The organism is Afipia massiliensis, from assembly GCF_014203115.1.
GTDB lineage: Bacteria > Pseudomonadota > Alphaproteobacteria > Rhizobiales > Xanthobacteraceae > Afipia > Afipia massiliensis.
This window is the reverse complement of record NZ_JACHIJ010000001.1, coordinates 710,416-731,715: the sequence shown is the minus strand read 5'-3', so window position 1 is coordinate 731,715 and position 21,300 is coordinate 710,416. Positions and strand designations below refer to the sequence as shown.

The following is a 21,300-nucleotide window of genomic DNA, read 5'->3' as shown; positions in this document are numbered from 1 at the left end:
TCGCGGCGATTGTACGCTCCCTTCGCGGGAGTGTATGATCGCCGCGATCATGCTGACGGTTCGCAACCTCACCAAATCCTATCGGACGTCGGAGGAGCAGCTTGCGGTTTTGCGCGGCGTCGATCTTGCGCTGGCCGCAGGCGAAAGCGTGGCGCTTACCGGCGAGTCCGGCAGCGGCAAGAGCACGCTTCTTCATCTGATCGCAGGTCTCGACAAGGCGGACAGCGGCGAAGTTTGGCTCGACGGCGCGTTGGTATCCGATCTCTCGGACGGCGATCGTGCGGCCATGCGGCGCGACCGGCTCGGCCTCGTGTTTCAGCAATTCAACCTGATCCCAAGCCTTCAAGTCGACGATAACCTCGCGTTTCAGGCGCGGATCGCGGGACGTCACGATCCGGTGTGGCAGGACGAACTGGTGCAGCGCCTTGGGTTGAGCGCGCTGCTCGACCGTTATCCGGAGCAACTGTCCGGCGGACAGCAGCAGCGCGTCGCGATCGGGCGCGCGCTGGCGATCAAGCCGCTGGTGCTGCTGGCTGACGAGCCGACTGGAAATCTCGACGAGAAAACCGCCGACGATGTGCTGGCGCTTGCGCGCGACCTGGTCGCGCGCACCGGCTGCGGCTTTCTTATGGTGACGCACAGCGAGCGGCTCGCCGCGACGCTCGACCGGCGGGTCCATCTCACCGCGGGACGGATCACATGACGCGCCCGCTGTGGATTTTCGTGGGTCTGTTGAGCCACTGGAAACGGCACCGGATGCAACTGACTACCTTGCTGGTCGGATTGATTTCAGCCACCGCGCTGTGGAGCGGCGTGCAGGCGCTCAATCAACAGGCGCGCAGCAGCTACGACCGCGCGGCAGCAACATTTGGCGGCGGCAACACGGCGATGTTGGTTGGCCGCGACAGTCCATCGTTTTCGCAGCAGCTCTTTGTCGATCTGCGCCGCGCCAACTGGCCGGTGTCGCCGGTGGTGGAAGGCCGCGTCCTGATCGGCGGAAGGTCATTCCGGCTGCTCGGCATCGAGCCGGTGTCCCTGCCTGCGGGCGCGGGGCCTGCGCCGGATATCGGCCAGGCGAACTTGCAAACGTTCCTCATGCCGCCCGGACAAACGCTTGTTGCGCCGGAGACATTGTCCGACCTGAAGTTATCCGAAGGCGCCTCGCCGGTGATCGGCGGCGCGACATCGCTGCCGCCGCTGGCTGTGCAGGACAATCTCGCGCCGGGTGTTCTGGTGGTCGACATCGGCGTCGCGCAGCGCATTCTCAAAATACCGGATCAGGTGTCGCGGCTTCTGGTCGGCGAACAGAGTAGTGGAAAGCGGCCGACGCTCGAGCAGGTCGTCGGCGACAGGCTGCGACTGACGGAAGCGGGCGCGCCGAGCGATCTTGAGCGTCTCACCAGCAGCTTCCATCTGAATCTCACGGCATTCGGCCTCCTGTCATTCGTGGTTGGGCTCTTCATCGTGCACTCGGCGGTTGGGCTCGCGTTCGAGCAGCGGCTGCCGATGTTGCGGACCATGCGCGCCTGCGGGGTGTCGGCGCGGGCGCTCACCGTTGTGCTGGTGATTGAGCTGGTATCGCTGGCGATCGTCTCAGGCATTGTCGGGTTGATCTGCGGTTATTTCGTCGCGGCGTTCCTGCTGCCCGATGTCGCCGCAAGCCTGCGCGGGCTTTATGGCGCACAGGTTCCGGGACAGCTCACGCTGAAAGCAAGCTGGTGGCTGTCGGGTCTCGGCATGAGCATTCTCGGTGCGCTGCTCGCAGCGGGTGCGGGGCTCTATCGCATCTATCGCCTTCCTGTTCTGGCTGCGGCGCAGCCCTATGCCTGGCAACAGGAGCAGCAACGATGGCTGAAGCGGCAGGGCTTGCTTGCGCTCGCTGTCGTCATCGCCGCTGCGGGATGCTTCTACTTCGGCGATTCCCTTGCATCTGGATTTCTGGTGCTGGCGGGATTGCTGCTGGCGGCGGCGCTGGCGTTGCCGGTGCTCCTTGGCGCTATGCTGAGCTTCGGTCAGCGCGGCACGGAGCGTCCGCTGGTCAAATGGTTTTGGGCTGACAGCCGGCAGCAACTGCCGGGATTGTCGCTGGCGCTGATGGCGCTGCTGCTCGCGCTCGCCGTGAATGTCGGGGTCGGCACCATGGTGCAGAGTTTCTCGCGGACGTTCACCAACTGGCTCGACGACCGGCTCGCGGCCGAGGTTTATCTGAATGCAAACAGCGATGCGCAAGGCGCGGAGATTTTGACGTGGCTGCGTCAACGGCCCGAAGTGGAAGCCATTCTGCCGGCATGGCGCACCGACGTGACGCTGGACACGTTGCCCGTCGAAGTTCTTGGCTTTGCCGATCACGCGACCTATCGCGAACGCTGGCCGTTGCTGGAGTCGATGCCGCACATTTGGGACAAGGTGCGCGCAGGCGAGGGGGCGCTGGTCAGTGAACAACTGGCGCGGCGGCTCAAAGTTCGCCTCGGCGAGCGCATCGTGCTTCCGGCGACGACGGGACAGTGGCAGGTTGAGGTTGCCGGGATCTATCCCGATTACGGCAACCCGAAAGGTCAGATCGGCATCGACATCGACGCGCTCGCCAAACGATGGCCGGAGATTGCCCGCACGCGATTTGGGCTGCGTGTGACGCCGGCCAAAGTACCCGAACTCGTCGCGGCCATTCGCGACAAATTCGGACTCGATACCAGCCGCTTGCTGGATCAGGCGACGTTGAAGGCCGAGTCCACTCGCATCTTCAACCGCACCTTCTCGGTGACGTCGGCGCTGAACGCCTTCACGCTCGGTGTTGCCGGGATCGCGCTGCTCACAAGCCTCCTGACGCTCAGCAACAGCAGGCTTCCGCAATTGGCGCCGCTGTGGGCGCTCGGGCTGACGCGGCGGCGGCTCGCGGGGATCGAACTGCTGAAAACCATGTCGGTTGCGTTCATCACGGCGCTGTTGGCGCTGCCGCTCGGAATTCTGGTGGCGTGGTGTCTGGTGGCCGTGGTGAACGTCAAGGCGTTCGGCTGGCGTCTGCCGCTGCATGTTTTCCCTGCGCAGTTGCTGGAACTGCTTGCGGTTGCGATGCTGGCAGCGTTGCTGGCGACGTGCCTGCCGATTCTCCGGCTGATCCGGTTGCAACCCGCAACCCTTGCGAAGATTTTCGCCAATGAGCGATAAAACTCATATCGACCGTCGCGCCTTCGTGGGTGGCAGTTTGCTCGCAACGCTCAGTGGCGGGTTCGCGCGCGCGCAGGGCTTTGCCGGATTGGGCGGCGAAAGCGAGGGATTTGCCGCGGTCGTTCCGGGAAGAACGCTCGAATTTCCGCGCGATCATGGCCCGCATCCGGATTACCGGATCGAGTGGTGGTATCTCACCGCGAATTTGAGCGACGCCATCGGCGCACAGTGGGGCGCGCAATGGACGCTGTTCAGGCAGGCCATGGCACCCGGCGCACAGCAGGACGGCTGGGCCAATCAGCAAATCTGGATGGGGCATGCGGCGGTCACCAGTGCGACCGTGCATCGCTATGCCGAGAAGTTCGCGCGCGGCGGCGTCGGTCAGGCGAGCGCGGAGGCGACGCCGTTTCGTGCCTGGATCGATTCATGGGAAACGCGCGGACTTGACGGTTTCAACGCGCAGAACGTCGCGCCGCTCGCAGTCTCGGCATCGGGTTCGGATTTCAGTTACGCCTTAGATCTCGCAGCCGATCGTCCGCTGGTGCTGCAAGGTGATGGCGGCTACAGCAAGAAATCCGAGCGCGGGCAGGCGTCGTACTATTTTAGCCAGCCGTACTTTGCAGCGACGGGCACGATCGTGCTGGGCGATAAACAGGTCGCCGTCACGGGCCGTGCGTGGATGGACCGCGAATGGAGTAGCCAGCCGCTGGCGTCCGACCAGACCGGGTGGGACTGGTTCTCGCTGCATCTCGATTCAGGCGAGAAGGTCATGCTGTTTCGCCTGCGACAGAAGGATGGGCGGAACTATTTCGCCGGAAACTGGATTGATGGCGGCGGGCACTCGGTGCCGCTTGCATCGACTGCGATAACAATGACGCCGACCAGTTCGACCGATATCGACGGCCGCAAGCTGCCGACAACGTGGAGCGTCGCAGTTCCCGAGCGAGGGTTGAAGATCGACAGCGTGCCGCTGAACGCGAAAAGCTGGATGGGCACGCGCTTCGCCTATTGGGAAGGCCCGATCAGCTTCAAAGGCAGCCACACCGGCATCGGCTATCTGGAAATGACGGGCTATTGAGAGCGTATGGCATGAAGAACAAATCATTCGGCGAGACGGGCAAGCAGGTCTCGGTCATCGGGCAGGGCACCTGGTACATCGATCGGGGTCATCGCGCATCCGCTATCGCGGCCTTGCGCAATGGTCTGGACCTCGGCATGACCCATATCGACACCGCGGAAATGTATGATGATGCGGAGCTGGTTGTTGCCGAGGCGATGGCCGGTCGGCGCGATGAGGTATTTCTGGTCTCAAAAGTGTTGCCGAGCAATGCGTCGCGCAAGGGCACGGTGCAGGCCTGCGAACGCTCGCTGAAACGGCTCCAGACCGATCGGCTGGATTGCTATCTCTTGCATTGGCGCGGGTCATATCCGCTGGAAGATACAGTCGCGGCCCTTGAACAGCTGGTGAGCGACGGAAAGATCCGCTCATGGGGTGTGAGCAATTTCGACGCGGGCGATCTTGCGGAGGTCCTCGATGTCGCGGGCGAGGGCCGCATCGCCTGCAATCAGGTGCTGTACCATCTGAACGAACGCGCCATCGAACATTCGGTGATCCCGTGGTGCGAAGCGCATGGCGTCGCGGTCGTGGCTTACTCGCCGTTCGGCCATGACGACTTCCCCGACGTGCAGTCGGCAAGCGGCAAGGTGCTGCAGGAGGTCGCGGCGCGACATGGCGCAACGCCGCGTCAGGTGGCGCTCGCGTTTCTGACGCGGTGGCCGTCGGTGTTCGCGATCCCCAAGGCTTCCTCATCGGGCCATGCAGCGGACAACGCAGGGGCAGGCAACCTGACGTTGACGGAGAGCGACATTGCCGCACTCGAAAAGGTATTTCCGCTGGGCCGTGAGCCGCGCAGCCTGCCGATGATCTAGACCACCGCCGCCACGCCCTGCCACAGCAGCAGCAGCGAGATGACGAACAACAGCACGTAGGCGATGTTATAGAACAATCCGGTCGGTGTTTTTCTGACCAGCCAGATGCCGGCGAAGTTCGCGAGCACCGCGATTGGCAGCAGGAGCAACGACGTCGCGAAGTTCTTTGTCGTGAACTGCGCAAGCGCGAAGTAGGGGCCGATCTTCAGGACATTGACCACTGCGAAGAAAATCGTGGTGGTGCCGACCAGCGTCAGCTTTGGCAGGCGCTGCGGCAGGACATGAACCTGAAATGGTGGTCCGCCGCCCTGGGTCATGAACGACGTAAAGCCCGAGATGCCGCCCCAGAATACCCCGCTGATTGTGGTCGCCGAATGCGGTTCGATCCTGTTGCGGCGCAGCCAGGTGTTGGCGACGAACGCCAGTCCGATGAGGCCGATAATGATCCGCACAAAGGCATCCGACAGGTGCGAGGCCAGCAGCCATCCGAGCGCCATGCCGGCAATCGCACCGGGCAACATGACTTTCAGGTTCCACGCATCCCAGTCGCGCCGGTAGACATAGATCGAGATGATGTCCTGCGTGATCAGGATCGGCAGGATCAGGGCTGCGGCTTCCAGCGGCGGCAGGTAAAGCGCCAGCAATGGTGTCGATGCGATGCCGAGACCCGAAAAACCGCCCTTGGCCAGTCCCAGCAGGACCACCGCCGGAACCGCCACAAAATAGAACAACGGCTCGGTGATGATAGTATGCACGTCATGATTCCGTCAGATACCTTTCACTTAGGCATCAAAAGGCCCATCCAGATCAACTGCTATCGCCGCGCGGAAATGCAGGCCGCCCTTGTGGGTTTGCGGTGTCAGTCCTAGGTTTCAGATATGCCCCGTTATTTCTTCAACACCCGCATCGGCCAGACGCTTATTCCGGACCCTGAAGGCGCTGAATTGCGCGATCCCGATCACGCCTGGCGTGTGGCGCGCGCGACCATCCGGCAAATTCTTCAGGAGGAAGGTAAGGACCCGAGCCTCTTGTCGGCATCTCTGGAAGTCACTGACGCTGCCGGTGAGATCGTGCTCGAATTTCCGTTCACGGAAGCGCTGGAGATACCGGACGAGCCGCCACCGTCGCAGCACTGACATTGCGCGTGGCGGCCGTGTCGACTTCGCCTTGTGCGAGTTTCACGGCAAGATCGGCAACCAGTTCGGCGGCCAGCGTGTCGGGTGAGGCGAGCCAGCTTGCGGCGAACGTGAGCGTCGGCACCTGGAGATCTGTGGACAGAAGACGCAGTTGGCCTTCCGCGAGTTCGCGCTCGACGATCGCCGTCGGGATCACCGCGACGCCGATGCCGTCGGTCGCCATCCGGATCACGGTCGCCAGCGAGGCGCTGGCGTGTAGCCGGGTCTGCGGCAGATCGGGCCGGTTAAACAGAGAGCGCACGATTTCATAAGGTTGCGTCTTGCGCGCGAACGTGATGATCGCAAAGCGCGCGAGATCATGAACTGTCAGAACACCGCTGCCGAGACCGAGCGACGGGCTGGCGACAAAGGAAATCGGGTAATCGCACAGGACGCGATTGCGCACGTTCGATAACGACAACGGCCCTTGACAGAAGGCGAGGTCAATTTCCTGCGCCAGCAGACGCGCGCGAAGATTGGGTGTGATGTCGACTTCGACTTCAAGCGACAGATTGGGGTGCGTGCTGGCGACGCGCTCGATCAGTTTCGGCAGCCAGGTGTGGACGATGGTTTCCGAAACGCCGAGACGCAGCACGCCGCGCATCGCCGAGCGATCCATCACGGCGGCCAGCATTTCCGCGCGAAGCCCGATCAGCTTCTCGGCGTATTGCATCATCTGCCGTCCGCTCGGTGTCGGCATCACGGAGCGGCTGTCACGCTGCAGCAGCTTCACGCCCATCTCGGCTTCGAGCTGCGAGATGCGCTGCGAGATCGCAGGCTGGGTGGTGTTGAGTTTGCGCGCCGCGCCGCCAAAGCTCCCGAGCGTCACCACCCAGAGGAATGTCTCGATCGATTTGAAATCCACCATGCCGTAGCCCCACACCTATTAGTCCAGCTTATCGTTTCTTATAAGAAAACGCGACTAGACTTTATCGTGGGGCAATGATCCACTCTTTTGACGAGAAATGGAGGGGTCCTATGCTCTCGGCGGCCGAACAGGTGTCTCGATCGGTTCATAGTCTCGGCGCTGGCCTGCCAAGCCGGGACGCGCGGCTGGCCTATCGATCCGGCAAGGTTGACGTCACCGCGGGTGTTGCGCCCGGTTATGTTCAAGGCAACCTCGCCGTCGTGCCGGAAAAACTCGCGGCATCCTTTCATCGTTTCTGCCAGCTCAATCCCAAGCCGTGTCCGATCATCGGTATGTCCGAAGTCGGCGATCCGCGGATTCCCGCGCTCGGCATCGACCTCGACATCCGCACGGATATTCCGCGCTACCGGGTCTGGCGCGACGGGCAATTGAGTGAGGAGCCAACGGACATCATGGCGCACTGGCGGGACGATCTCGTCGCCTTCGTCATTGGTTGTTCGTTTTCATTCGAGGAAGCGCTGATCGCGGACGGACTGAAAATTCGCCACATCGAGGAGAAGTGCAACGTCCCGATGTATCGCACCAACGTTCCCTGCGCGTCTGCGGGACCATTCGCAGGGCCTATGGTGGTCTCGATGCGTCCGTTCAAGCCTGCGGAAGCGATCCGCGCGATCCAGATCACCACACGCTTCCCGGCGGTGCATGGCGCGCCGGTGCATATCGACAAGCCGGAACTGATCGGCATCAAGGATATAGCCAAGCCCGACTATGGCGACGCAGTGAGCATTCAGCCGGATGAAATGCCGGTATTTTGGGCGTGCGGAGTCACACCGCAATCGGTCATCCTGCAGTCGCGGCCAGCCTTCGCAATCACCCACGCGCCGGGCTTCATGCTGGTGACAGACGTTCGCAATTCGGAATTTTCGATTCAGTAAGAGCCTTGCCTGCGAGTTACGACAGATCAGCCGCGAAGCCTCTGCCAAGACATGAGGCTGCGTTAAACCAGGGAGTATTGTCGATGAATCGTCGCGAAGTATTGTTGTCCGGTGTCGCTCTGTCGTTGGCGGGAACGCGCGCGTTTGCGCAAGCCGGCAAGGAAATCCTGATCGGCTGCATCTGGCCTCTGACAGGACCGACGGCCCAGATCGGCGCGGATGCGCGTCATGCGCTGGAAACCGCGGTCGATATCGTCAACAACTCGCATGATCTCGATCTGCCGACCGCCAAGAACGCCGGGCTTGCGGGCCTCGGCGGCGCCAAGATCAAGCTGGTTTTCGCCGATCATCAGGGCGATCCGCAGAAGGGCCGCGCCGAAGCCGAGCGCCTGATCACCCAGGACAAGGTGGTCGCTATTTGCGGCGCGTTCCATTCGTCAGTCTCGGCGACGGTCAGCGCATCCTGCGAACGCTATGGCGTCCCCTATATTGCCGCCGACTCCTCATCGCCGAGCCTGCATCGCCGGGGTCTCAAGTTCTTCTTCCGCCCCGCAGCCCATGACGAGATGTTCTCTCTCGCGATGTTCGAGTTCATGGATGCACTGAAGAAGAAGGGTAAGAAGATCGATACCGTCGGTCTGTTCTTCGAGGACACGATCTTCGGAACCGACTCCTCCAACGTACAGCGCAAGCTGGCGCAGGACCGCGGCTACAAGGTTGCCGTCGACATCAAGTATCGCGCCAGTTCGCCGTCGCTGACCGCCGAAGTGCAGCAAATCAAGAGCGCCAATCCGGCTGTTCTGCTGCCGTCGAGCTACACCACCGACACCATTCTTCTCATGAAGACGATGGATGAACTCGGCTACAAGCCGAACAACATTCTGGCGCAGGCGGCGGGCTTCTCCGACAAGGCGACGTTCGATGCGGTCGGCGACAAGCTCAACGGCATGATTTCGCGCGCCAGCTTCTCGCTCGATCTCGCGGCGAAGCGTCCGTCGGTCGGCAAGGTCAATGACATGTTCAAGGCGCGCGCCAACCGCGACCTGAACGATAATACTTCACGGCAGTTGACCTGCATCCTGGTTCTCGCCGATGCAATTGACCGGGCGAAGTCTACCGACGGAGAGAAAATCCGCGCGGCGCTTGCGGCCACCGATACGCCCGGCGAGAAGACGATCATGCCGTGGAAGCGGATCAAGTTCACCCCTGAAGGGCAGAACGACGATGCCGATCCGGTGTTGCTGCAGTATCTCGGCGGCAAGTTCGTGACCGTGTATCCGGCGCAGGCCGCAATCGCCGAGCCGAAATGGCCGATGAATGGCTGAGACAAAGGGCGCTGTCGTCACTGGCAGCGCCCATTTTCTTGAACCTTGCCGTGCCCGGCGGACAGCGCCCCCTTTGACGGAATGAGTGCAGAGTGACAACGCAGGCCTTTCTACAGGTGATCGCGAGCGGCCTCTTGCTGGGGCTGATCTACGCGTTGATCGCGGTCGGCCTCTCGCTGATCTTCGGGTTGATGGACGTGGTGAACTTCGCCCACGGCGAGTTCCTCATGCTCGCGATGTATGCGACCTTCGGACTGGTGCTCGCAACGACGCTCGATCCGGTTGTGCTCATGCCGCTGGTGGTGGCGCTGATGTTCGTTCTGGGCGTGTCGGTCTATGCGGGGATTATCCGTTATGCGATGCGCGCCAAGGCCAATCCCGGCATGGTGCAGATCTTCGCGACCTTCGGCCTCGCGCTGCTGATCCAGGGCCTCGCGCAGTACTTTTTCACGCCGGACTATCGCAACATCGCCAACACATGGCTGGGTGGTAAGACGCTTAACCTCGGCGGCGTGTTTCTGCCGTGGCCGCAGATTTTCGGCGGAGCGGTGTCGCTGGCGGTGTTCGCCGGACTTTATTGGCTGATCACGCGCACGGATTTCGGCAAGGCGCTCGAGGCGACGCGGGAGGATCAGGGTGCAGTGGCGCTGGTCGGCATCGACCGCAATCGTGTGTTTGCGCTGGGCTGGGGACTTGGTGCCGCGCTGGTAGGAATCGCGGGCGCGGTGCTGGCGATTTTCTATTACATCCATCCGCAGGTCGGCGGCACCTTCGCGCTGATCGCTTACGTCACAGTCGCGCTTGGCGGCTTCGGCAGTATTTTCGGTGCGCTGGTTGCGGGCGTGATCGTCGGGCTGGTGGAGGCGCTCACCACGCTGATCCTTCCGGCGTCGCTGAAATCGGTCGGCGTGTATTCGCTCTATCTTCTGGTGTTGTTCGTCAGGCCAAGCGGCCTGTTCGGGAGGCTGTAATGAGCCAGAGCGCTGCAGCCTCATCGATGTCCGCGTTCGTCGCCAGCCGGCGGCGTCAGCTTATAACCGCGTTTGTCGTGTTTGCACTGATCGCGCTGGTGCCGCGGCTGGTGACTGACGTTTACATGATGAACGTCCTGATCCTGACATTGCTGTTCGCCGCACTTTCGCAAAGCTGGAATCTGCTCGGCGGCTACTGCGGGCAGGTCTCGCTGGGGCACGCGTTGTATTTCGGAATCGGCGCATACGCGACCAGTATTCTCTACGTGAAGTTCGGCATCACGCCGTGGGGTGGGCTTCTCGCGGGCGGGATTATCGCCGCGCTGATCGCGCTGGCGCTCGGCTACCCGTGCTTTCGGCTCAAGGGACACTATTTTTCGATCGCGACCATCGTCATTGCCGAAATCGGCTTGCTGCTGTTCCACAACTGGGATTATGCGGGCGCCGCGCTCGGCATCCAGTGGCCGTTCACGCCCGACTCGTGGTGGACGCTGCAATTCGCGCGCGACAAGGCGCCTTATTTCTATTTCGCGCTCGGCCTCTTCGCGGTCACATGGCTGGTTACTTTCTCCATTGTCGAATCGAAGTGGGGTTATTGGTGGCGCGCAGTGAAGGACAGCGCGGATGCGGCGGAAAGCCTCGGCGTTACGATCTTCCATTCCAAGATGGCGGCGGCCGCGATCTCGGCATTCTTTACAGCCGTCGGCGGCGGGTTCTATGCGGCGTTCGTGTCCTACATCGATCCGGACAGCGTGATGCATTTCCGTTTCTCGCTGCTGATGGCACTGCCTGCGGTGCTGGGCGGCGTCGGCTCGCTGTGGGGACCGGCGATCGGCGCATTGATCCTGATCCCGTTGGCAGAATTGACACGCTCGTATCTCGGCGGCGCCGGTTCGGGGCTCGATCTCGTAATTTACGGCGGCCTTATCATGATCGTATCGCTGACGCGGCCTGAGGGCATTCTCAGCATGATCAAGCCTGCGGTGAAACGCGAGGCGACGACATGATCGACAATCCGCTTGTCAGCTGCCGCAGTGTGACGCGTCGTTTCGATGGGCTGGTCGCGAATGATTCCATCGATCTCGACGTCAAGCGCGGCGAAATTCTCGGGCTCATTGGCCCCAATGGTGCGGGCAAATCGACGCTGTTCAACCTGATCGCCGGTTCGTTTCCGGTGTCGTTCGGTGTTATCGAATTTGATGGGCGGGATATTACGCCGCTGCCTGCTGCCGATCGCTGCGATCTTGGCATCGCGCGGACTTATCAGGTGCCTCGCTCGTTCGATTCCATGTCCGTGGTTGAGAACGTCACGGTCGGCGCGTTCGTGCGCTATCCCGGTGTTCTGCAGGCCCGCGCCAAGGCACTCGATGTTCTCGACTATGTCGGCCTTGCGGCGCATGCCGATGCGTCGGCGGCGGACCTGACGCCGCCGCAGAAGCGTCGACTCGAAGTGGCGCGTGCTTTAGCGACCGAACCGAAGCTGCTGCTGCTCGACGAAGTGCTGACCGGGTTGACGCCAAGCGAAGCGGCGGCCGGCGTTGATCTGATCCGCAAGGTCCGGGAAACCGGTGTCACGGTCGTGATGGTCGAGCATGTGATGGAAGTCGTCATGCCGCTGGTTGATCGCGCCGTGGTGCTGCATCTCGGCAAGGTGCTGGCGGAGGGCCTGCCCAAAGAAGTGGTGCGCGACGAGAAGGTGATCGCCGCCTATCTGGGGGATCGCCACCGTGTTGCTTGAAGTAGCGAACCTCACCACAGCCTATCGCGGCCTGATCGCGATCTCGGATATTTCGATCAACGTCGATTCCGGCGAGATCGTCACCGTCGCGGGCGCAAACGGCGCGGGAAAATCGACATTGCTGAAATCCATCGCCGGGATGGAAAAGCCGAAATCGGGAACGGTCAGTTTTGTCGGCGACCGGATCGACAACATTCCGGCGCACCTCATCACCGCGCGCGGGCTGGCCTTCGTGCCGGAAAACAAGCGGCTGTTTCCCCGGCTTAGCGTGGCGGACAATCTGCGGCTTGGTAGCTACTTGCATCGCGGCAGCCCGGATCGCGACGGTCCGCTTGAATTCGTGTTCAAGCTGTTTCCACGCCTCGAAGAACGGCTGTCGCAACGCGCGGCGACGTTATCCGGCGGCGAACAGCAGATGCTGGCAATTGCCCGCGCCCTGATGACACGGCCGCGCCTGTTGATGCTGGACGAGCCGTCGCAGGGCATCATGCCGAAGCTGGTCGATGAGATTTTTCGGGCGGTTCAGCAGATCCGCGCCAACGGTGTGACCGTTCTGCTGGTCGAACAGCGTCTGTCCGAAAGCCTCGAGATTTCCGACCGTGCGTATGTGTTGCAGACCGGCAAGGTGGTGATGAGTGGTCCGGCCGCCGACATCAGATCCAATCCGGAAGTCCGGCGCATCTACCTAGGCATGTGAAGCGATCAGCGCTTTCAGCACATCGTCCGGCCGTTCCGCGGTCAGCATGTGGCCTGCGCCCGGCAGCACCACTGGCTTTGAGCCCGCAATCGCGGCCGCAAGCTGCTTGCCCGATTTGAGCGGCGTCATCATGTCCCGCTCGCCAAGAATGAGTGTGGTTGGTGCGGTGACCTTCGCCGCAGCACCAAGTGCGTCCTTGTAGTCGTTGCAGGCGGCGAGATCGTTATGGAGCGCGCCGGGATTGCCGCGTTCAAGCACGCGCTGGCCGCCACCCATCATCCACAGGCCCGGCGCCTGCGAGCCGCCGAGGCCCGCGGCGAATCCGAAGCCCCAGATCGATACCATGTCGACGGCATCGTGGTTGTTGTCCTTTGCGGCGTTGAGCAGGTCGGGGGACACTGGCATCGCCCCGCCGACGCCGATGAGCGAGAGCGCGGAAATCCTGTCGGGATAGCGCGCGGCGGCATCCAGCGCGACCAGTGAACCCATCGAATGACCGACAAGGCCGGCCTTCTTCGCGCGTGCGGCGTCGATCAGCTTGATCGTCCAGTCCGCCATGCCTGCGATGGACGCAATGGGTTGTCCCTTGGAGCGTCCATGCCCCGGAAGATCCGGTGCCAGCACGCTGTAGCCGTGATGAGAAAACCACCGGCTGAACAGTGCCCACATCGAATGATCGAACCCGGCGCCGTGCAGGAAGACCACCAGCGGCAGTTCCGGATTGAAGGGCTTGCCGCCCGTCGTCGCGAATACCTCAGCGCCGTCCACAGTCAAAATCATGTCTCAAGCTTTCTGCGAAAAGCGAAGCGCCTGGCCGAGGTCGCCGATGATGTCGTCGGCGGCTTCGATGCCGATGGAGAGGCGAATGAGTTCTTCGCCGATGCCTGCGACCTTCAACTGCTCGGCGTTCATCTGCTGGTGCGTGGTAGAGGCGGGATGAATGACCAGCGTCTTGGCGTCGCCGACATTGGCGACGTGGCTGACGAGCTTCAGCGCTTCGATGAACTTGCGTCCGGCGTCGCGCCCGCCCTTGATGCCGAAGGTGATGATCGAGCCCGCGCCGCGCGGCAGCAACTGCTTCGCCAGCGCATGATCGGGGTGGCTCTCGAGTGAAGGATGCAGCACCCACTCGACGGCCTTGTTCGCGGTCAGGAAAGCCAGCACGGCGGTGGCGTTCTCGACATGCCGCTGCATACGGACATGCAGCGTCTCCGCGCCTTGCAGGATCTGGAAGGCATTGGTGGGCGAAATGCAGGCGCCGAAATCGCGCAGACCCTCGGCGCGAGCGCGCATGATGAAGGCCTGCGGCCCGAATTCTTCGCTGAAGACGATGCCGTGATAGCCGGCATAGGGCGTCGTCAGCGTCGGGAACTTGCCGGACTTCTCCCAGTCGAAGTGACCGCCATCGACGATCACGCCGCCGATAGCAATGCCGTGGCCGCCGATCCATTTGGTGATCGAGTTCATCACGATGTCCGCGCCCATCTCGATCGGGCGGGCGAGGTAGGGCGTTGCAAAGGTGTTGTCGATCAGAAGCGGGATGCCGGCGTCGTGCGCGATCTTCGCAACGGCGGGGATGTCGAGCACTTCGAGGCCGGGATTGCCGATGGTTTCGCCGATCACGAGCCTGGTGTTCGGCTTGATCGCGGCGCGGAGGGCATCGAGATCACGCGGCTTGACGAAGGTCGTGGTGATGCCGAAGCGAGGAAGTGTGTGCGTCAGCAGGTTGATGGTGCCGCCATAGAGCGAGGCAGAGGCCACGATGTGATCGCCGGCGCCAAGAAGCGTCACGATGGCCAGATGCATCGCCGCCATGCCACTGGCGGTGCAGACTGCGCCCACGCCGTTCTCCAGCGCAGCGAGGCGTTCTTCCAGCACCGCAATGGTCGGATTGGAAATGCGGGTATAGATGTGGCCGGCGCGTTCCAGGTTAAACAGCGCCGCCGCGTGATCCGCATCCTGAAACACGTAGGACGTGGTCTGATGGATCGGAACGGCGCGTGAGCCGGTGACCGGATCGGGATGTTGGCCCGCATGCAGGCTGAGCGTGTCGAACGCAGGAGGTTTTGGCGCTGCCATCTATTCTCTCACAGATTGAGCGGGATATGTTTCATGCAAGGTCGCCGATTGCAAGCTCAGGTACCCGGCCGCGGATCAATCGGGGTGAGGGCTCCCAGTCCGAGTATGGTTTCGAGCAGTTTCCCGCCCGCCAGCACGCGAGCCTCGCCGCGGGGTGCCGCGACAATCTGCAGTCCGACCGGAAGGCCTTCGCGCGTGAATCCACAAGGAATCGACATCGCCGGGCAGCAGGCAACCGTGATCGCCGAGACAATGGCGAGCCAGCCGACGTAGTTGTCGAACTTTGTGCCGTTACATTCGGCGAGATAACGCTGTTCAACCGGGAACGGCGCGACGATGGTGGTCGGGCACAGCAGCAGATCGTAGGTCTCGAAGAAGGCGAGGGCGCGGTTCGTCAGCGTGACGCGCTGGGCTTCGGCACGTTCGATATCGGCCAGCGTCAGTTTAAGGCCTTCCTCGATGTTCCAGATCACTTCCGGCTTCAACTGTTCGCGGTGCTGCTTGAGAAGTTTACCCTTGGTCAGCACGTAGTCGTAGGCCCGCAGCACGTGCGCGCATGCAACCGCCTCGCTGAAATCCGGGTGGGCTTCCTCGACGATCACGCCGGCTTCGGCAAATCGCTGCGCGGCCTTGCGCGTGATCTCGGCGACTTCCGGATCAACCGGTGAAATCCCGAGATTGGCGGAATAGGCGATGCGCTTCGGCTTCTTGCCGGAGCGCGCGGCGGCGAGAAAGGATGTGGGCAGAACCGGCAGCGACAGCGGATCTCCGGGATGCTCGCCCGACATGGCGTCCAGCATCAGCGCGAGATCTTCGACATTGCGGGCCATCGGCCCGTCGGCGCTGAGTGTTCGGTCGATCTTGGCGGCCTGCGAATGGGCGACTCGGCCGATGCTGGGGCGCATGCCGACGACGCCGCAGAAACTGGCCGGATTGCGGAGCGATCCGCCCACATCGGTGCCATGGGCGAGCCACGCGGTGCCGGTTGCGAGCGCCGCCGCCGCGCCGCCGGACGATCCGGACGCCGAGCGTGACAGGTTCCACGGATTGAGCGTCGCCCCGAAGACCTCGTTGAAGGTTTGCGCGCCTGCGCCGAATTCCGGCGTGTTGGATTTGGCGTAGATCACCGCGCCATTCGTCTCGAGATTTTCGACGACGATGTTGGATTTGGTCGCAATGCTGTCCTTGAAGATCGGTGAGCCCTGCGTGGTCAGCACGCCGGCGACGTCGGTCAGATCCTTGATTGGCACCGGCATACCGGCGAGCAGACCGCGCTCGCTGGCGGGCTTCTTCATCAACTTGTCGGCATGGGCGCGGGCGCGGTCGAAACAGAGCGTGGGCAGGGCGTTGACCTGACCATCGACTTTGCGAATTCGGGATTCCAGCGCGTCGAGCAGATCGTGGGGCGTAATGTTGTTTTTGCGCAGCCGCTCGACAATGTCGCAGGCTGTTGCCCGCACGAGTTCTTCACTGGATCCCACGAAGTCGCCTCCCGTTTATTGGTTTCTTGGAGCCAATATAACGGGAGGCGTTCGAATGGCGAGGCGAAATTAAGCGATATTCGCCTCGCTCAACTCAAGTCAGCGCACCGTGCATGGTGGCTCAGCGTTCGCCGCCAGCTTCGCCGTCAACGACGCCGCCGAACAGTTCCCAGCGTTCGCCCTTGAACCGCATCAACTGGAGCTGTTCGATGGGCGAGAAGTCCGTGGGGCTGGTGTTGATCTTGATGCCGGGCAGCAAGCCGCCTTGCTGGAGCCCCTTGATGTTGGCAGCCTGCTTCATGACGTTGGCGCGGGTGAGGTCATCGCCACACTGCTTGAGCAGCACCGCCATGGTCTGGGCCATGTTGTAACCGGTGAGCAGGGAACTGTCCGCGACGTTGGCTTCGGGCACATACTTGGCGTGAAACGCCTTGAATTCCTTCATGCCGGGATCGTCGTTCCACTGTGGATCGGATGCATCCTTTGCGTAGGAAGCGGAGATAACTCCCTGGGCATTATCGAAACCCGCGGGCTTCATCACGGTCGCCGTCGATGCGCTGACGTTGGCGATGATCATCGTGGGCTTCCAGCCGAGCTCGCCGACCTTCTTGATGGTCTGCGCGCCGAACTTGGGCGTCGTGAAGATGACGAGAACGTCGGGGTTCAGCGACTTCAGCTTGACGATGTGGGAGTCGATGGTCGGCTCCGACAGCTCGTAGCTTTCTTCCGCGACGATCATCGACTTCTTGGCGCCGAGGCCATCCTGAATCCCCTTCAGGTAATCCTTGCCGAAGTCGTCATTCTGATAGAGCACGGCAATCTTGGCGTCCGGCTTCTCCTTCAGGAGATACTTCGCATAGATGCGGCCTTCGCTCTGATAGCTCGGCAGCCAGCCCATGGTCCACGGAAACGCCTTTGGATCGTTCCACTTGGTCGCGCCGGTCGCGAGGAACAGGTGCGGCGTCTTCTTGGCGTTCATGTATTTCTGGATCGCCGAGTTCGAAGGCGTGCCGAGCGCACCGAACACCAGCAGCACTTCATCGCTTTCGACCAGCTTGCGGGTCTGCTCGACCGCTTTCGGCGGGCTGTAGGCGTCGTCATACGAAATGAAGTTGACCTTGCGGCCGTTGATGCCGCCTTCTTCGTTGATCTTCTTGAAATAGCCTTCCATCGCCTTGCCGACGACGCCATAGGCTGAAGCGGGGCCGCTATAGGGAATGATGTTGCCGATCTTGATCTCTGTATCGGTTGCGCCCGTATCGTATTTTTTCTGGGCCATGGCGCTTCCGGTCGCGGCGACCAGAAATCCTGCCGCAACAGCAGCGCATAGCGGTTTCGTGAAACGCATTCAGTTTCTCCCTGTTTGATTTTTATGGATGGACGCGGCGAACGCTTAAGCGCGCTTCGCCTTGTCCTTTTCGTTTTGCGCCATGATGGCGTCGCGTGCTGCGCTCCAGTCGGAATCCTTCCAGTCGCGCAATTGGTAGAAGTTGCCGCCCATGGCCAGCGCCTGCGCGCCGTCCATCGCGATGGTCTCGCCGTTGATCCAGTCGCAGCCGCCGGAAATCAAAAATGTTGCGAGGTTTTCCAACTCGCTCATCTGACCGACGCGGCCCATCGGGTTCTGGGCGATCGTACGCGCACCCGCTTCGTCGCCCGGCTTGATGCGCTTGCTCATGCCTTCGGTCGGAATTTCACCAGGCGCGATGGTGTTGAGTCGAATGCCGTAACGGCCCCATTCGGTGGCAAGCGACATGGTCATGGCTTGAATGGCGGACTTGCTCATGGCTGAGGGGACCACGTAGGGGCTGCCGTTGCGCACCCACGTCACGGTGATCGACACAACGTTGCCGCGATGGCCGCCCGCGATCCAGCGCTTGCCGACCGCATGGGTGACATAGAACGTGCCGTGCATCACAATGTTGGCGACCGCATCGAAGCCGCGCGGCGAGAGGTCCTGCGTGCGTGAAATGAAATTTCCCGCCGCATTGTTGATGAGGTCGGTGAGGGGGCTGCCCTTGAATGCTTCCTCGATCATGGCATCGACAGCAGCGGAATCGCGAATGTCGACGCCATGGGCCGTGACCTTGCCGCCGTGCAGTTTCATCAATTCGGCGGCGGTCTCCTCGCAGACGCCTTTTCGGCGACCGCAGATGTGGATTTCCGCGCCAAGGCTGAGAAACTTCGCGGCCATGGCCTTGCCGAGCCCTGTGCCGCCGCCGGTTACCAGGATTTTGCGGCCCGCGAGAAGTCGATCTGTAAACATGTGCAATCCTGCCTTGGTGTCCCGAATCCGAAGTTCGTTTTATTTTCAGTGCCTTCCGTACGAACTTCGGATTCGAAAGGACACCAACAAGAATACAATCCTAGTGTGGCTTTGGTTCGCAAGTCCGCAACCGGTGCTTGCTTCAAGATTGATGCGGACTTGCGAACCGCCACACTAGATAGAATTTGTTGATTAGTTAGTTGATTAATTAAAACAGGGTGGGCTAACTCTGTAAAGAGAAGAGATCAAAAACAATCAGGGAGAGAATGCCATGTCCGCCACCAGCGATCGCATCACGGTTTCAATGTCGGAGGGGGTGGCCGACGTTCGCCTGGTCCGCGCTGACAAGATGAATGCGCTGGATGCAGCGATGTTCAATGCACTGGTCGACACGGCAGCCCGGCTCAAGAACGAAAAGGGGCTGCGCGCGGTCGTGCTGTCCGGCGAAGGCCGTGCGTTCTGCGCAGGTCTCGATATGGGGCGGTTTTCCGCGATGGGCGACGGCAGCAGCGATCTGCGTGATCTTGCCAAGCGCACGCACGGCCTCACCAATCATTCGCAACAGGCAGTCTGGGGCTGGCGGCAGTTGCCGGTGCCGGTAATCGCCGCCGTGCACGGCGTTGCGTTTGGCGGCGGCTTCCAGCTTGCGCTTGGCGCCGACATGCGCTTCCTCGCTCCGGACGCGCGCATGTCGATCATGGAAATCAAGTGGGGGCTGGTGCCCGACATGGCGGGAACACCGATTCTCGCCAGCCTGGTCCGCGACGACATCTTGCGCGACCTGACCTTCACCGGCCGGATTTTCTCCGCGCAGGAGGCCATGAGCTACGGCCTTGCGACGCGGATCTGCGACGATCCTCGTTCGGTTGCGCTCGAGACCGCGCGCGACATTGCCGGCAAGAGCCCGGACGCCATCCGCGCCATCAAGCGGATGCTGAACAGCCTGTCCACCAGCAATCCCGGACCGGCGCTGCTGGCGGAATCGGTCGAGCAGATGAAACTCATGGGAACGCCCAACCAGACCGAGGCGGTGCGCGCCAACATCGAAAAACGCGCGCCGAAATTTGCTGACGGCTCGAACTGAACGGGTGAATGGATGTCAGCTTCGGTTAAACGTGAGACGGGAATCGTCAGCGGTGACCGCCGCAAGACGCGTGATGAGGTCAACGAGCGGGCGGGCCTGATCGCAGGCGGGCTTGCCGCGCTCGGCGTCAAGCAGGGCGACAGCGTCGGAATCCTGATGCGCAATGACATCGCGTTTCTCGAGTCGGCATATGCTGTCATGTCGCTCGGGGCCTATGCGGTTCCGATCAACTGGCATTTCAAGGCCGATGAAGTTGCCTATGTCATGGGCGATTCCGGCGCGCGCGTGCTGATCGGCCACGCCGATCTGCTGCACGGGCTCGATGGCGTTGTTCCCGCCGGTGTCACCATGCTCAGCCTGCCGCCTCCGCCCGAAATCGTCGCAAGCAACCGGATCGATCCTGCGCTTTGCGTGGCTGCGCGTGGCACCATCGATTTCGACACGTGGCTTGCCAAGCAAACGCCATATGACGGTCCCGCGCTGCCGCAGCCGCAGAACATGATCTACACGTCCGGCACCACCGGGCACCCCAAGGGCGTCAAGCGCTATGCGCCCACGCCGGAGCAAAGCGCGTCGATGGAAGCGATGCGCGCGCTGATCTATGGACTAAAGCCCGGCGTGCGTGCGCTGTTGCCGGGGCCGCTGTATCACTCCGCGCCCAATGCATTCGGCTTGCGCGCCGGGCGGCTCGGCGATCTGCTGGTGATCATGCCGCGCTTCGACGCCGAAGAGTTCCTGAAGATCATCGATCAGCAGAAGATCGACAACGTCTTCATGGTGCCGACGATGTTCACCCGGCTCCTGAAGCTGCCCGAGCATGTTCGCAAGTCCTACGACGTTTCTTCCCTGCGTCATATCATCCATGCCGCAGCGCCATGCCCGGCCGACGTCAAGCGCGCCATGATCGAGTGGTTCGGCCCGGTGATTTACGAATTCTACGGCAGCACGGAATCCGGCGCGGTGACGTTCGCCAACTCCGAGGATGCGCTGAAGAAGCCCGGCACGGTGGGGAAGATTTCCCCCGGCGCCGAATTGCGGTTCATCGGCGACGATGGCCGGATTTTGCCGCAGGGGGAGATCGGCGAAATCTATTCGCGCATCGCCGGGAATCCCGATTTCACCTATCACAACCGGCCCGAGAAACGCTCCGAAATCGAACGGGATGGTTTCATCACCAGCGGCGATGTCGGCTATATCGACGCTGACGGCTATGTCTTCATCTGCGACCGCAAGCGCGACATGGTGATCTCCGGTGGCGTCAACATCTATCCGGCCGAAATCGAGGCCGTGCTGCACGGACTTCCCGGTGTGCACGACTGCGCCGTGTTTGGAATTCCCGATGAGGAGTTCGGCGAGGCGCTGATGGCGGTGGTCGAGCCCCAACCGGAAGCCAAACTTGACGTTGCCGCGATCCGTGAACAGCTGAAGCTCTCGCTGGCGGGCTATAAGGTGCCCAAGCATATTGAAGTCCAGCAGAATCTTCCGCGCGAGGATTCCGGCAAGATCTTCAAGCGGCGGCTGCGCGATCCGTATTGGGAGCGCGCCGGACGCAAGATTTAGCGCGTTTTCAGGCGGAACGCTTGCCGT

General features: G+C 61.9%; 20 protein-coding genes. 13 read left to right on the top strand and 7 right to left on the bottom strand.

The genetic code is table 11. The features are described 5' to 3' along the window. Window positions 1-34: 34 nt before the first annotated feature. From HNQ36_RS03385 to HNQ36_RS03370, 4 genes are read left to right on the top strand one after another with little or no spacing between them, the layout of a single operon-like run. Window positions 35-703, top strand: a complete 669-nt coding sequence (locus HNQ36_RS03385; protein WP_184082513.1) for an ABC transporter ATP-binding protein — start codon at window positions 35-37, stop codon at window positions 701-703. Then, on the top strand, window positions 700-3,165 hold the full coding sequence (locus HNQ36_RS03380; protein WP_184082512.1) for an ABC transporter permease: 2,466 nt from the start codon (window positions 700-702) through the stop codon (window positions 3,163-3,165). Before HNQ36_RS03385 ends, HNQ36_RS03380 begins: the two co-directional genes overlap by 4 nt. Further along, window positions 3,155-4,243, top strand: coding sequence for a lipocalin-like domain-containing protein (locus HNQ36_RS03375; protein WP_184082511.1), 1,089 nt, complete (start codon window positions 3,155-3,157; stop codon window positions 4,241-4,243). The genes HNQ36_RS03380 and HNQ36_RS03375 overlap by 11 nt, the downstream gene beginning before the upstream one ends. Window positions 4,244-4,254: 11 nt before the next feature. Next, entirely contained in the window at window positions 4,255-5,094 is an 840-nt protein-coding gene (locus HNQ36_RS03370) for an aldo/keto reductase (RefSeq protein ID WP_184082510.1), read from the top strand. Here HNQ36_RS03370 and HNQ36_RS03365 read toward each other — a convergent pair. Continuing rightward, on the bottom strand, window positions 5,091-5,849 hold the full coding sequence (locus tag HNQ36_RS03365; RefSeq protein ID WP_184082509.1) for a TSUP family transporter: 759 nt from the start codon (window positions 5,847-5,849) through the stop codon (window positions 5,091-5,093). The genes HNQ36_RS03370 and HNQ36_RS03365 overlap by 4 nt on opposite strands. A gap of 123 nt (window positions 5,850-5,972) precedes the next feature. On the opposite strand from HNQ36_RS03365, the gene HNQ36_RS03360 reads away from it, so the two are divergent. Beyond that, a complete protein-coding gene (locus HNQ36_RS03360) occupies window positions 5,973-6,230 on the top strand; it encodes a DUF6894 family protein (protein ID WP_046829362.1) in 258 nt (85 codons plus the stop codon). Here HNQ36_RS03360 and HNQ36_RS03355 read toward each other — a convergent pair. Then, on the bottom strand, window positions 6,181-7,137 hold the full coding sequence (locus HNQ36_RS03355) for a LysR family transcriptional regulator (RefSeq protein ID WP_184082508.1): 957 nt from the start codon (window positions 7,135-7,137) through the stop codon (window positions 6,181-6,183). The two genes, HNQ36_RS03360 and HNQ36_RS03355, sit on opposite strands and share 50 nt — an antisense overlap. A gap of 110 nt (window positions 7,138-7,247) precedes the next feature. On the opposite strand from HNQ36_RS03355, the gene HNQ36_RS03350 reads away from it, so the two are divergent. The 6 genes from HNQ36_RS03350 (at window position 7,248) to HNQ36_RS03325 (ending at window position 12,803) form a co-directional block, all read left to right on the top strand. Then, complete coding sequence (locus HNQ36_RS03350) at window positions 7,248-8,072, top strand: putative hydro-lyase (RefSeq protein ID WP_184082507.1); 825 nt, start codon at window positions 7,248-7,250, stop codon at window positions 8,070-8,072. Window positions 8,073-8,155: 83 nt separating this feature from the next. Beyond that, window positions 8,156-9,397 (top strand): ABC transporter substrate-binding protein, encoded by a 1,242-nt coding sequence (locus tag HNQ36_RS03345; RefSeq protein ID WP_184082506.1) that lies wholly within the window; start codon window positions 8,156-8,158, stop codon window positions 9,395-9,397. A gap of 92 nt (window positions 9,398-9,489) precedes the next feature. After that, a complete protein-coding gene (locus HNQ36_RS03340) occupies window positions 9,490-10,368 on the top strand; it encodes a branched-chain amino acid ABC transporter permease (protein ID WP_046829366.1) in 879 nt (292 codons plus the stop codon). Next, complete coding sequence (locus tag HNQ36_RS03335; protein WP_184082505.1) at window positions 10,368-11,375, top strand: branched-chain amino acid ABC transporter permease; 1,008 nt, start codon at window positions 10,368-10,370, stop codon at window positions 11,373-11,375. The genes HNQ36_RS03340 and HNQ36_RS03335 overlap by 1 nt, the downstream gene beginning before the upstream one ends. Next, window positions 11,372-12,106, top strand: a complete 735-nt coding sequence (locus tag HNQ36_RS03330; RefSeq protein WP_184082504.1) for an ABC transporter ATP-binding protein — start codon at window positions 11,372-11,374, stop codon at window positions 12,104-12,106. Before HNQ36_RS03335 ends, HNQ36_RS03330 begins: the two co-directional genes overlap by 4 nt. Beyond that, window positions 12,096-12,803, top strand: a complete 708-nt coding sequence (locus HNQ36_RS03325) for an ABC transporter ATP-binding protein (RefSeq protein WP_430641341.1) — start codon at window positions 12,096-12,098, stop codon at window positions 12,801-12,803. Before HNQ36_RS03330 ends, HNQ36_RS03325 begins: the two co-directional genes overlap by 11 nt. Here the strand turns inward: HNQ36_RS03325 and HNQ36_RS03320 are convergent. From HNQ36_RS03320 to HNQ36_RS03300, 5 genes are all read right to left on the bottom strand, one after another. Further along, the gene (locus HNQ36_RS03320) at window positions 12,792-13,583 is read right to left on the bottom strand and encodes an alpha/beta fold hydrolase (RefSeq protein ID WP_184082503.1); all 792 of its coding nucleotides are present in this window, start codon (window positions 13,581-13,583) and stop codon (window positions 12,792-12,794) included. The two genes, HNQ36_RS03325 and HNQ36_RS03320, sit on opposite strands and share 12 nt — an antisense overlap. 3 nt (window positions 13,584-13,586) lie before the next feature. Further along, on the bottom strand, window positions 13,587-14,882 hold the full coding sequence (locus HNQ36_RS03315) for an O-acetylhomoserine aminocarboxypropyltransferase (RefSeq protein ID WP_184082502.1): 1,296 nt from the start codon (window positions 14,880-14,882) through the stop codon (window positions 13,587-13,589). Between the two features lie 56 nt (window positions 14,883-14,938). Then, window positions 14,939-16,363, bottom strand: a complete 1,425-nt coding sequence (locus tag HNQ36_RS03310; RefSeq protein WP_184082501.1) for an amidase family protein — start codon at window positions 16,361-16,363, stop codon at window positions 14,939-14,941. Window positions 16,364-16,484: 121 nt separating this feature from the next. Continuing rightward, a complete protein-coding gene (locus HNQ36_RS03305; RefSeq protein ID WP_184082500.1) occupies window positions 16,485-17,711 on the bottom strand; it encodes an ABC transporter substrate-binding protein in 1,227 nt (408 codons plus the stop codon). 45 nt (window positions 17,712-17,756) lie between these two features. Then, window positions 17,757-18,629, bottom strand: a complete 873-nt coding sequence (locus tag HNQ36_RS03300) for an SDR family oxidoreductase (protein ID WP_184082499.1) — start codon at window positions 18,627-18,629, stop codon at window positions 17,757-17,759. Window positions 18,630-18,900: 271 nt separating this feature from the next. Between HNQ36_RS03300 and HNQ36_RS03295 the strand changes: the two genes are divergently transcribed. Continuing rightward, window positions 18,901-19,713 carry a crotonase/enoyl-CoA hydratase family protein gene (locus HNQ36_RS03295; protein WP_046829374.1) on the top strand — a complete coding sequence of 271 codons (813 nt, stop codon included), beginning with the start codon at window positions 18,901-18,903 and terminating at the stop codon, window positions 19,711-19,713. Between the two features lie 12 nt (window positions 19,714-19,725). Then, window positions 19,726-21,273, top strand: coding sequence for an acyl-CoA synthetase (locus HNQ36_RS03290; RefSeq protein WP_184082498.1), 1,548 nt, complete (start codon window positions 19,726-19,728; stop codon window positions 21,271-21,273). Window positions 21,274-21,300 lie beyond the last annotated feature (27 nt).